A 13,057-nucleotide genomic window follows, 5' to 3' on the forward strand; every position below is an offset into this window, starting at 1 on the left:
TAAGACTCCTGTCCAGCGTTAGATCACCGTCGGGCCTGGCCGAGCGGGCCAGAAACTGCGGTTATCTAACACGTGGTTCAGGAAGCTTGCCTACTGTCAAATTTGACAGTTTTACCGAAAAAAATGGGTATTCCAGACCAGCGGCTGGCTTACAACCCCTCCAACTCCGCCATCAAATCACTCAACCGATCCACCTTCTCGGCACTGATCTCATTGGCCGCCAACCCGTCGATATACTCCGCCAGCTCCGCCACCGTGCTGCACTCGAACATCGCCCGCAGCGGCACGTCGCGCTGCAACGTTTTCTGCACCCGTGAAGCGATCTGCGTAGCCAGCAGCGAGTGCCCGCCCAGTTCGAAGAAGTTGTCCCGCACCCCGACCCGTTCGACCCTCAGCACCTCAGCCCAGATAGCCGCCAACGTGGCTTCCAGTTCAGTGCGAGGCGTCACATAGTCCTGGCTGTGCAACTGACCAATCTCCAGGGCCGGCAGGGCCTTGCGGTCGAGTTTACCGTTGGCATTCAGGGGCAGGCGGTCAAGCCATAGCCAATGCAGCGGCACCATGTATTCGGGCAGTTCGGCACGCAGGCGTTGCTTGATGCGCTCCAGGCGCTCGCCAGTGTTCAATGTTGCATCGGCCGCCACCAGGTAGCCAACCAGATGCTTACCATTGACGCCCTCCTGAACCCCGACCGCCGCGTCGCGGATGTCAGGTTGTTCGTGCAGGCGCGCTTCGATTTCACCCAGTTCAATGCGGTAGCCGCGAATCTTCACTTGATGGTCGATCCGACCGACGTACTCCAACACGCCGTCGCTGCGGCGCCGCGCCAGATCGCCGGTACGGTAGAGCCGCTCGCCGGGCGCGCCAAATGGGTTGGGCACAAAGACCTGGGCAGTACGCAGCGGATCGCTGACGTAGCCGCGACCGACACCGGTGCCAGCGACGCACAACTCGCCCACGGCGCCTTGGGGCACCAGTTCCAATGCGCCATCGAGCAGGTACAAACGGTTGTTGTCGGTCGGCGTACCAATCGGCAGGTAAGTGCCACGGGTCGACGCCAGATCGACGCGGAAGAACGCCACATCATCGGAGCATTCCGCCGGGCCGTAGGCATTCACCAGGCCAATTTGCGGGTAACGCAGCAGCCACTGATGGGCCAGCTCAGGTGGCATGGCCTCCCCGGTCGGCAACATCCAGCGCAGGCCGTCGAGGCGGATACGCTCCTGGGCCAACATGCCCTGGATCAGCGACGGCACACTCTCCAGCACGGTGATGCCCTGTGCTTGAACGTGGGCCAACAACCCTTGCGGATCATGGGCGATGGTATTGGGCACAATGTCCACACGCGCGCCAAACAGCGGCGTGGCGAGGAACTGCCACACAGAAATATCGAAGCTTTGCGACGCGGTCTGGGCGATCACATCGGCATCGCTCAGGTTCAGGTACGGTACCTTGCTCAATTGGTTGTTGAGCATGCCGCGCTGTTCCACCATCACACCCTTGGGCAAGCCGGTGGAGCCTGAGGTGTAGATCACGTAAGCAAGGTTGTCCGGGCCACTGTAGACACTTGGGTTTTCACCACGGGCGGGAATTTCCTCCCACACCAGCAACTGGCAATCGACACCTTCGAGCAACTCGATGGCCTGTTCACGGCACGCCTCGGTGCACACCAGCAACGGCGTGCGGCTCAGGTCGATGATGCGGCTCAGGCGCTGGCCCGGCAGGCCCGGGTCCAACGGCAGGTAGCCGGCGCCGGCCTTGAAGCTGCCGATGATCATGCCGAGCAAATCCAGCCCACGTTCAGCCAACAACGCCACCGGTTGGTCCAGGCCGACACCCGCCGCAATCAGCGCGTGGCCGAGGCCATTGCTGCGGCGATTCAGATCCTCGTAGCTCCATTGCTGGTCAAGACAACTGGCGGCGATACGCTGCGGATGCTGCGCGACCTGCGCCTCGAACAACTCGATATAGCTGCGTTCCAGCGGGTAGGCATGTGCGCTCTGGTTACAGCCTTCCACGAGGAATTCACGTTCCTGCTCACCCATCAGCGCCAGCTCGTCCATGTCACCATGGAAGCCCTGCACCAGCGCCAGCAACAGGCGCTTGAATTCAGCGAGCATGCCTTGCACGGTGCTTTCGTCGAAATAACGCTGGTCGTAGGACAGGTGCAAACCGAGGTCATCGCCTGGATAGCACACCGCCGTCAGCGGGAAGTTGGTGTGGGTACGGCCAGAATCCGAGGTGGCGTTCAGGCTTTGCGCACGGTCCAGCACCGAGACTTCCACTGGCGCGTTCTCGAACACAAAAAGGCTGTCGAACAGCGGCTGGCCCTTGGGCAGTTCGCTATGCTCCTGGATCGTCACCAGCGGCAGGTATTCGTACTCGCGCAATTGCATATTGCTGTCGAGCAAGGCGCTCAACCACTGGCGCACGCTGCAGCGCTGGCCGTCCTCGGGCAGTTTTACCCGCAACGCGATGCTGTTGATAAACAGGCCGACGGTACGTTGCATCTCGGGCATGTCCACCGGGCGCCCGGCCACGGTGACGCCGAACAGCACATCGCGATCACCACTCAAACGCCGCAGCACCAGGGCCCACGCCGCCTGGGCGAAGGTGTTGACGGTAAGCTGATGCGCCTGGGCCAGTTCGCGCAGTAGCGCACCGTCGCGGGCATCCAGGCGGGTGTAGCAGTCGCCCACCACCATGCCGCCGCTGCCACCAGCGTGTTCGCGCAGGAACGGGCGGTCGCTCGGGATCGGCGTGGCGCGCTCGAAGCCTTGCAAGTTTTGCTGCCACCACTGGCGCGCTTCGTTGAGGTTCTGGCGTTGCAGCCAGGCAATGTAGTCGCGGTAGCGCGGCGGCGCGGCCAGTTGCGCATCGCGGCCTTCGCCCAGGGCTGTGTAGATATCGAAGAAGTCATTCATCAGCAGCGAACGGCACCAGGCATCGATCAGGATGTGGTGGTTGCTCATCATGAACCAGTAGCGCGCCTCGGCCACGCGGATCAGCCGCAAGTGGAAAGGTGCTTGATTGAGCAGGTCAAAGCCGGCTTCGCGCTCGGCCTTGAGCAAGGCTTGCAGACGCGGCTCCTGCTCATCCTGCGGGTCGGCGCTCCAGTCCAGGTACTCAATCGGCGTGCTGCCGGGCTTGTGGATCACTTGCAGCATGTCTTCGCCGACGTTCCAGCAGAACGAGGCACGCAAGGCTTCGTGGCGGGCGATCACCGCTTGCCAGGCCTGGGCAAAACGCTCCGGGTCCAGGGCGCTGTTGATGCGATAGCGGTCCTGCATGTAATACAGGCCGGTGCCGGGCTCCAGCAGCGTGTGCAGCAGCAAGCCCTCCTGCATCGGGGTCAGCGGGTAGACGTCTTCGATGGCGCTGGCCGGGACCGGCAAGGCGTCCAGTTGCACCTGGGTCAGGTGTGCCAGGGGGAAGTCGGACGGCGTGAGGCCGCCGGCATCATCCTGCAGGCAATGGGCGATAAGGCTGTGCAATTCGGCCAGGTAAGCCTCGGCCAGATCGCGAATCACCTGCTGATCATGACGCTCACGGCTGAACGTCCAACGCAGCACCAGCTCGCCGCCGTAGACCTGGCTGTCGATGCTCAGTTCATTGGGCAACGGCGCATCCGGGTCATGGGCCAGACCGGCGGTTTCCTCCAGCGGATGGAACAACGCGTCAGCGCCGAAACTCTGGTCGAACTGGCCCAGGTAGTTGAAGGTGATCTGCGCGCTCGGCAAGGCGGCCATGCTCTGTTTGCACAGGTCATCGGCCAGGTAACGCAGCACGCCATAACCCAAGCCTTTATGGGGCACACCACGCAGTTGCTCCTTGATCGCCTTGATCGAGTCGCCCTGCTCGGCCTGCGGCGTCAGGCGCAACGGATAGGCACTGGTGAACCAGCCCACGCTGCGGGTCAGGTCGATGTCATCGAACAAGGTTTCGCGGCCATGGCCTTCCAGCTGGATCAGTGCCGAGGCCTGCCCGCTCCAGCGGCACAGTACGCGGACCAGGGCGGTGAGCAACAGGTCGTTGACCTGGGTGCGATAGGTACTCGGCGCCTGTTGCAGCAACTGCCGGGTGCGCTCGGCATCCAGGCGCACGCTGACCGTGTCGGCATCGCAGTTTCGCAATGTTCCGTGTGGGCGCTGCACCGGCAAGGTCACGGCGGGGCCAGCCAATTGCGCTTGCCACAGGCTCAACTCTTCGCGCAGGGATTCGCTGTGAGCATAGGCTTGCAAGCGCGCCGCCCAATCGCGCAGCGCGCTGGTCTTGGCCGGCAGGCTGACGGACTGGCCTTCACTGAGTTGGCGGTAAACGTTTTGCAGGTCTTCCAGCAGGACGCGCCACGACACGCCGTCCACCACCAGGTGATGGATGGCGATCAGCAGGCGTTGCTGGCCTTGCGGCCCGTCCACCAGCAAGGCGCGCAACAGCGGCCCCTGTGCCAGGTCGAGGCTGCGCTGGGTGTCGGTGAACAACGCCGTGCACGCCTGCATGTCGCGCACCTGCGCCTGCAGCAGCACGCCGCCTTCCGGCACGCCCAGGTATTCGGCATGCCATTGCGCATCGCGCGGGGTAAAGCTCAAGCGCAGCGCGTCGTGGTGTTCCAGCACCGCCAGCAACGCTTGCTCCAGGCGATGGGCATCGAGCAGTTGCAGTGGCTTGAGCACCAATGCCTGGTTCCAGTGCTGGCGCGCCGGGATGTCGGTGTCGAAGAACCAGTGCTGGATCGGCGTGAGGCCCGAGGGGCCGGTCAGCAATCCTTGCTCGGCGATAATGAGCTCCGAGCGAGTCGCCACGGCAGCCAGGCTCTGTACGGTCTGGTGCTGGAACAGGTCACGGGGGCTGAAATGAATCCCGGCCTGGCGCGCCCGGCTCACCACCTGGATCGACAGGATCGAGTCGCCGCCCAGTTCAAAGAAGTTATCGTCGAGGCCCACTTGCTCCACGTTCAGCACCGCGCACCAGATGGCGGCCAGGCTGTGTTCCAGCTCGCTGCGCGGCGCGACGTAGGCTTGGCGATTGGCCTCTGGGTCCGGCTCAGGCAAGGCACGGCGGTCGAGCTTGCCGTTGGCGGTCAGCGGCATGCTCTGCAGCACGATCAGATGCGCGGGCACCATGTAGTCCGGCAGTTGCGCCTTGAGGTGCGCCTTCAACGCGTCGCGCAAAGCGGCGTGCTCGGCATCGCTGACCAGGTACGCCACCAATTGCTTGCCGCTCGGCGCATCCAGTGCCAGCACCACCGCTTCGCGCACAGCGTCATGTTCGAGCAAGCGCGTTTCGATTTCGCCCAGTTCGATGCGAAAACCGCGAATCTTCACCTGATGGTCGATGCGCCCCAGGTACTCCACCAGGCCATCGGCGCGTTGGCGTACCAGGTCGCCGGTGCGGTACAGGCGCCCGCCCTTGCCAGCAAACGGGTCTGCGACAAAGCGCTCCGCCGTCATCCCCGGCCGCTGGTGGTAACCCTGGGCCAGGCCTGCGCCACCGATGTACAGCTCACCGCTGGCACCCTGGGGTACCAGCGCCAGGTCGGCGTCGAGAATGTAAGCCACGCGCTCGCCGACGATGCTGCCGATCGGCACACTGCCAGCGCCCTCCTCCAACTGCTCGGGCGCCAGGCTGGCCAGGGGCATCACCACGGTTTCGGTGGGGCCGTAGGCGTTGAAGAACAGCTGGGGCGTGAACGCTGCGCGGATGCGTTGCAGGTGTTCGCCGGTCAAGGCTTCGCCACCGGTGATGCACATGCGCACCGGCAGTGTCTGTTGCTGGGTCGCCAGCCACTGCGCCAACTGGCTGCCGTAGCTCGGGGTGAAACCGAGCACATTGATGCGATGGGTACGGATCAGCGCGCAGATTTCCTCCGCATCCCACTGGCCCTGGGCGCGCAATACCACCCGCGCCCCGCACAGCAGCGGCACCAGCAAACGCTCGGTGGCAGCATCGAAGTTGATCGAGTAAAAGTGCAGCTCGCAGTCATCCGGGCGCATGTCAAAGCGCTCGATCACCGCCTGGCAATGCATGGCGATCTCACCGTGGGACACCACCACGCCTTTGGGCTTGCCCGTGGAACCCGAGGTGTAGATGAGGTACGCCTGGTGTTGCGCCAGACTCACGAACGGCAGCGCTTCGGCGGGGTAATTCGCCAGCACCGGCGAGTCATCCTCCAGGCACCAGCACGCCACCGTCGCCGGCAACTCACCAAGAGCTTCGAATAGGGCCGCATCACTGAGCAGCAGGCCGATGCCACTGTCTTCGATCATGTAATGCAGGCGGTCCAGCGGGTATTCCGGGTCCAACGGCACATAGGCACCGCCGGCCTTGAGGATCGCCAGCAAACCGATGACCATTTCCAGCGAACGCGGCAGCGCCAGGCCCACGCGCACCTGCGGGCCCACGCCACGCTCGCGCAGCATCCAGGCCAGGCGGTTGGCGCGCTCATCCAGTTGCGCATACGAGAGGGTCACACCGGCAAAGGTCAGCGCCGGGGACTCCGGCCGCTGGCTGGCCTGCTGGCTGAACAGTTGATGGATGCACTGGTCGAGGCGATGCTCGCCCTTCTCCACCCCCAGGCTGTCTTGCAAGGCGCGTTGTTCATCTGCGCTCAGCAACGGCAATTCGCTCAGGCGCTGGCCAGGATCGGCGACCAACGCTTCAAGCAAGTTGCGCCAATGCTCGGCCATACGCGCAATACGCGGCTCGTCGAACAGGTCGGTGCTGTAGGTCAGGCAGCAACCCAGGCGATGGTCGAGGTCGGTGACTTCCAGGTTGAGGTCGAACTTGGTCGCCCGCGCATCGTTGGCCAGGTACTCCACGGTCATGCCAGCCAGTTGGCGGCTTTGCTGGAACTCCCAGCGCTGCACGTTGCACATCACCTGGAACAACGGGTTGTACGCCGCGCTGCGCGGCGGTTGCAGGGCTTCCACCAGATGGTCGAACGGCAGGTCCTGGTGGGACTGGCCCTCGATCACGGTATGGCGCACCTGCTCGAACAGCTCGCTGACCCGCATCTGCCCAGTGAGCTGGCAACGCAGCACCTGGGTATTGAGGAACGCGCCAATCAAGCCTTCGCTTTCCGGACGGATACGGTTGGCCACTGGCGCGCCGATGCGCAGGTCGGTCTGGCCGCTGTAGCGGTAGAGCAACACCGCCAGGGTCGCGGTCATGGTCATGAACAGCGTGAGGCCGTGCTGGGCGTTGAAGGCTCGCACGCGGGCGGCCAGCTCATCGCTCAAATCAAACCGGTACAGCTCGCCCCGGTGGCTTTGCACGGGTGGCCGTGGACGGTCGCCGGGCAATTCCAGCAACGGGTGTTCGTTGCCCAGTTGGGCGGTCCAGTAGTCCAGCTGACGCTGGCGCTCACCGGCTTCCATCCACTGGCGTTGCCATACGCTGTAGTCGAGGTACTGCACCGGCAACGTTGGCAGCGGTGAGTCGCGCTCGTCGATAAAGGCTTCATACAAGGCGCTGAGTTCACGGGCAAAGATGTCCATGGCCCAGCCTTCGGTGACGATATGGTGCAGGGTCAGCACCAGGTAATGTTCCTGCTCGCCGGCCTTGACCAGGCAGGCGCGCAACAGCGGCCCGGTTTCCAGGTTGAACGGCGTGTGCGCCTCGACATCGGCCAGTTGCTGCAAACGCTGCTGGCGCTGCGGCTCATTCAGCGCGGAGAAATCCTGCCAGCCCATGCGCACATTGGTTTGCGCCGAGACCTTTTGACAGGCCACACCATCGACACTGGGGAAAGTGGTGCGCAGGGTTTCGTGACGCATGATCAAGGCCTGCAAGGCGGCCTCGAAACGTCCCACATCCAGCACGCCGCGCAGGCGCACCATGCCGCCGACGTTGTAGGCCGGGCTGTCCGGTTCCATCTGCCAGAGGAACCACATGCGCTGCTGGGAATAGGACAAGGGGACCGGCTGGCTGCGGTCGACTTTGGCGATGGCCGTCTGTTGGTTGCGCTGGCCCGCCGCCTGGATCAGCCCGACCTGCTCGGCGAAATCGCCCAGCTCGCTGGCTTCGAACAGGGTGCGCAGCGGCAGTTCGACGTCACAGGCCTGGCGGGTGCGGGAGATGATTTGCGTGGCCAGCAACGAGTGCCCGCCGAGTGCGAAAAAGTCATCGCGCAGGCCGATGCGTGGCAGGCCAAGCACCTCGCGCCAGATCGCGGCAATGTGCAGTTGCAAAGGTGTATGCGGTTCGACGTGTTCGCGGGTTTGCCATACCGGCTCTGGCAAGGCACGCCGGTCGAGCTTGCCGCTGGGGCTCAGGGGCATGGCGTCCAGGCGCATCAGCAGCGCGGGCACCATGTACTCCGGCAACTCGGCAGCCAGGGCGATTTTGACCCTTTGCTCATCCAGTTCGGCGTCGGCGGTGTAGTAGCCGATCAACTGGGCATCACGTACCAGCACCACGGCCTGGGCGATGCCTGCCTGGGCCAGCAGGCGCGCTTCTATTTCTTCCGGTTCCACCCGGAAACCGCGCAGTTTGACCTGCTGATCGAGGCGTCCGAGGTATTCGAGCACACCATCGGCGTTCCAGCGCGCACGGTCACCGGTGCGATACAAGCGGGTGCCCGCCGCGCCCAGCGGGTCGGCGACAAAACGTTCGGCCGTCAGCCCGGCACGGCCCAGGTAACCCCGCGCCAGGCCGATACCGCCGATGCACAATTCGCCCGGCACACCGGCCGGTAGCGGGTTGAGTTGCTCGTCCAGTACGCGGCAGATCACATTGCCCAATGGCCGGCCAATCGGCGAGCGCTCGCCATCCGAGGCGGCGCACTGCCAGTGGGTGACGTTGATCGCGGTTTCGGTCGGGCCATAGCGGTTGTGCAATTGCACCGCGGGCAAGCGCGCCAGTACACGGTTACGCAACTCGGCGGGCAAGGCTTCGCCACCGGAGAACAGGCGACGCAGGCTGGTGCATTCGGCTGCCAGGGGTTCATCGATAAACAGCTGTAACAACGGTGGCACGAAGTGCAGCGTGGTCACCCCATGTTCCTGCACAAGCTGCGCGATGCGGTGCGGGTCGCGATGTTCGCCCGGCCCGGCCAATACCAGGCGGCAGCCGGTAATCAGTGGCCAGAAGCATTCCCACACCGACACGTCGAAACTGATCGGCGCCTTTTGCATCAGCACATCGGTTTCGTTCAGTTGATAGGTGGCCTGCATCCACTGCAAACGCTCGGCCAGGGCGCCGTGGGTGTTGCCCACGCCTTTGGGTTGGCCGGTGGAACCGGAGGTGTAGATCACGTAGGCGAGGTTATCGCCGTGCAGGTGCAAGCCTGGCGCCTGGGTCGGCCAGCTGTCCAGATGCAGGCTGTCCATGGCAATCACGCACACGCCTTCGGCGCTGGGCAGTTGGGGCAGCAACGCGGTCTGGGTGAGCAGCAGTTGCACGCCGCTGTCCTTGAGCATGTAGGCCAGGCGTTCAGCGGGGTAATCCGGGTCCAGCGGCACGTAGGCGCCACCGGCCTTGATGATGGCGAGCAGACCGATCAGCAGTTGCGGCGAACGCTCGGCGGCGATGGCCACGCACACGTCCGGGCCGACGCCTTTGTCGCGCAGGTAATGGGCCAGGCGGTTGGCCTGGGTGTGCAGTTGGGCGAAGGTCAGGCTGCCGTCCTGCCAGACCAATGCGGTGGCGTCCGACGTCTGTTGGTTGAGCAGCTGGGGCAGCCAGTGCCGGGCCGGCGCGCAGGGGGCTTCGCTCCAGGGTTGCTGTTCGTCAGCCTGCATCAACGGCAGATCGCCGATGGCGTGTTGTGGTTGCGCGCACACAGCGTGAAGTAGATGGATGAAGTGCTCGGCCAGACGCTGGATGGTCGCGCAATCGAACAGCTCGTCGGCGTAGTCGAACGACAGGCTCAAGCGCCCATTGCGATCTTCTTCGCTGTGCAGTTGCAGGTCGAACTTGGCTTCGCGGCTGTGCCAGGGCAACTCATCGGCCAGCAGGCCCGGCAGGCGGCGCAAGGCGCTGAGGTCGCGCTGCTGGTGGTTGAACATGACCTGGAACAGGCCCTGTTCGCGGGCCTGGGGGAAGGCTTCCAGCAGTTGTTCGAAGGGCAAGTCCTGATGCGCCTGGGCGGCCAGTGTGGTCTCACGAGTGGCGGCCAACAGCTGGTTGAACGGCAGGCGCCCGTCCAGCTCGGCGCGCAGTACCAGGGTGTTGATAAAGAAGCCGATCAGGCCCTGGGTTTCATGGCGTGGGCGGTTGGCATTGGGCACGCCGATACGGATATTGCGCTGGCCACTGTAGCGATAGAGCAAGGTCTGGAACGTCGCCAACAACAGCATGAACGGCGTTGAATCATGGGCCTGGGCGGTCTGGCGGATCGCCGCACTGAGGCGCGCATCCAGGCGCTGGCGATGGCGCGAGGCGCTGTGCCGATGCTGGGCGGCACGCGGGTGATCGGTGGCCAGGTTCAGGGCCGGATGCTCGTCACCCAACTGCGCTGTCCAGTACGTCAGCTGTCGCTGGCCCTCGCCTTCGGCCAGCCATTGGCGCTGCCAGCTGCCGTAGTCGGCGTATTGCAAGGCCAGCGGCGGCAACTCCAGGGACTGGCCTTGGGCGGCAGCGGCGTACAGGCGCGAGAACTCGTCGATCAGGATATTCAGCGACCAACCGTCAGCAATGATGTGGTGCAGCGTCACCAGCAGTTGGTGCTCTTCATCGCCCAGGCGCACCAGGGTAACCCGCAGCAACGGGCCTGTTTCCAGGTCGAACGGGCTGCGCGCCTGGTCTTCACGAACCTGTTGCGCACGGGCTTCGCGCACGGCGTTTGGCAAGTCGCTGAGGTCGATGACCGGCAGTTCGAAATCCGCCGTAGCCTCGACACGCTGAAACGCCTGACCATCGCGCTCGTAGAAGCGCGTGCGCAGGGCTTCGTGACGCTGGATCAGTTGCTGGAAGCTGTGGCGCAGTGAGTCTTCATCCAGCTCGCCGCGCAGGTGCAAGGCGCCTGGAATGGTGTAGGCGCTGCTGTGAGGGTCCAATTGCCAGGTGATCCACAGGCGGTTCTGTGCCAGGGATTGGGGCAGGTCTTCTTGACGCGATAAGGCGTGCATTGCGCCTTGGGCCACGCCGCCGTCCTGTTGCAGTTGCGCCACAGCCGCAGCAAAGGCCGCGAGTGTCGGCGCTTCGAACAGCAGGCGCAGGTTCAGCTCCAGCCCCAGGCTTTCGCGCAGGCGGGCGACCACTTGGGTCGCGGTGATGGAGTTGCCCCCCAGCAGGAAAAAGTGGTCGTCGCCCGCCACCTGGGCCAGTTGCAGTTGCTCGCACCAGATCGCCGCGATCCGCTGTTGCAGGTCCGATTCCAGCGCCACTTCGCTCGCCTGCCCCTGCTGCCCGGGGAACTGCGCGTAGCTGTCGAGGCTGCCATCGGCATGCCGAATCGCACAGGCCGCACGCTGCACTTTACCGCTGGAGGTCTTCGGCAAGGCGCCGGGGTTGAGCAGCACCACCACGCTCGGGGCTTGCTGGCAGGCCTCGGCCACGGCTTGGCGGATCGCTTTGATCAGCGCTTCGGGCGGCAGGATTTTCTGCACGCTGCGGCTGATTTCCGCGGCGATGCCGATGCCTTCCAGGCCCTGGTCATTGACCGCAAACGCGGCGACTCGGCCCTTGCGCACCACTTCCACTTCGCGCTCGATGGTCTGTTCGATGTCCTGGGGGTAAAGGTTGTGGCCGCGCACGATCAGCAGGTCTTTCAGGCGCCCGGTGATGTACACCTCACCGTCGCGGATAAAACCCAGGTCACCGGTGCGCAACCAGGTGCGGCCAGCATGCTGGACGAAGGTCTTGGCGCTGGCTTGCGGGTTGCGCCAGTAGCCGTGGGCGATGCTCGGGCCCGTGGCCCAGAGTTCGCCGACGCACTGGTCGGGCAGTTCGGTGAGGGTGTGCGGGTCGGCGATCAGCACGGCGTGGTCCGGCTGGCTGGTGCCGCAACTCATGATCGCAGGGCCCTGCCCCGGTTCGGCACGGTTTGCGGCCAGCGCCTGTTCGTCCAGGCGCAGGGCGGGAATGCCACGGCTACGGGTACCGCCGGCGACAAACAGGGTGGCTTCGGCCAGGCCGTAGGAGGCGAAGAAATTATTCGGGGTGAAACCACAGGCGGCGAATTTTTCCGCGAAGCGTTCCAGGGTGTCGAGGCGGATCGGTTCAGAACCCGAATAGGCCACGCGCCAGCGGCTCAAGTCCAGGCGCTCCAGGGCCGACTCGCTGACCCGTTCGCTGCACAGGCGGTAGGCGAAATCCGGGCCACCACTGATGGTGCCGCCGTATTCGCTGATCGCCTCCAGCCAGCGCAAAGGTCGGCCAAGGAAGTAGGCCGGCGACATCAACACGCAGGGCACGCCGCTGAAGATCGGTTGCAGCAGGCCGCCGATCAGGCCCATGTCGTGGTACAGCGGCAACCAGCTGACGATCACGTCATCGGGGTTGAGGTCGATGCCAAAACCACGGCGGATCAGCACTTCGTTGGCCACCAGGTTGCCGTGGCTGACCTGCACGCCTTTGGGCAATGCGGTGGAGCCGGAGGTGTATTGCAGGAACGCGATGTCGTCCGCCTTGAGGTCGGGCGCGACCCACTGGTCGGCCTGCTGCGCCTCCAGGGTGTCGACGCTCAACACCCTGGGCGCGTTTTCAATCTGCGCCAGGCCCTCGCTGAGGCTGGCAATGGTCAACAGCAGCAGCGGCTCAGCATCGCTGATGATCGACAGCAGGCGCTCCTGGTGATGACGGCGCGTGGATTCCGGTGGATACGCCGGCACCGCGATCACCCCGGCGTACAGGCAACCAAAGAACGCCGCCACATAGTCCGGGCCACTGGGGAACAGCAACACCGCACGCTCGCCCAGGCCAGCGTTGGCCTGCAGGGCAGCGGCGATGGTGCGGGCGCGTTGGTCGAGGTCGCGATAACTGAGCACCACACTGTGCTCGGCGCTCTCGGCGAGGAAGCGCAACGCCACCTGATCCGGTGTCTGCGCAGCACGCTGTTGAAGGGACTGGACCAGGGTGCGGGGGAGTTCGAAGGCGTCCATCATGGGGTTCCTGC

General features: G+C 64.4%; 1 protein-coding gene. It reads right to left on the reverse strand.

What is annotated here, in order from left to right; all coding sequences use genetic code 11:
- Positions 1–149: 149 nt before the first annotated feature.
- Complete coding sequence (locus AB9N64_RS08985) at positions 150–13,046, reverse strand: non-ribosomal peptide synthetase (RefSeq protein WP_371360197.1); 12,897 nt, start codon at positions 13,044–13,046, stop codon at positions 150–152.
- Positions 13,047–13,057: the final 11 nt, after the last annotated feature.

Origin of the sequence: Pseudomonas sp. KT_2_4 (assembly GCF_041410225.1) — a bacterium.
Lineage (GTDB): Bacteria > Pseudomonadota > Gammaproteobacteria > Pseudomonadales > Pseudomonadaceae > Aquipseudomonas > Aquipseudomonas paracarnis.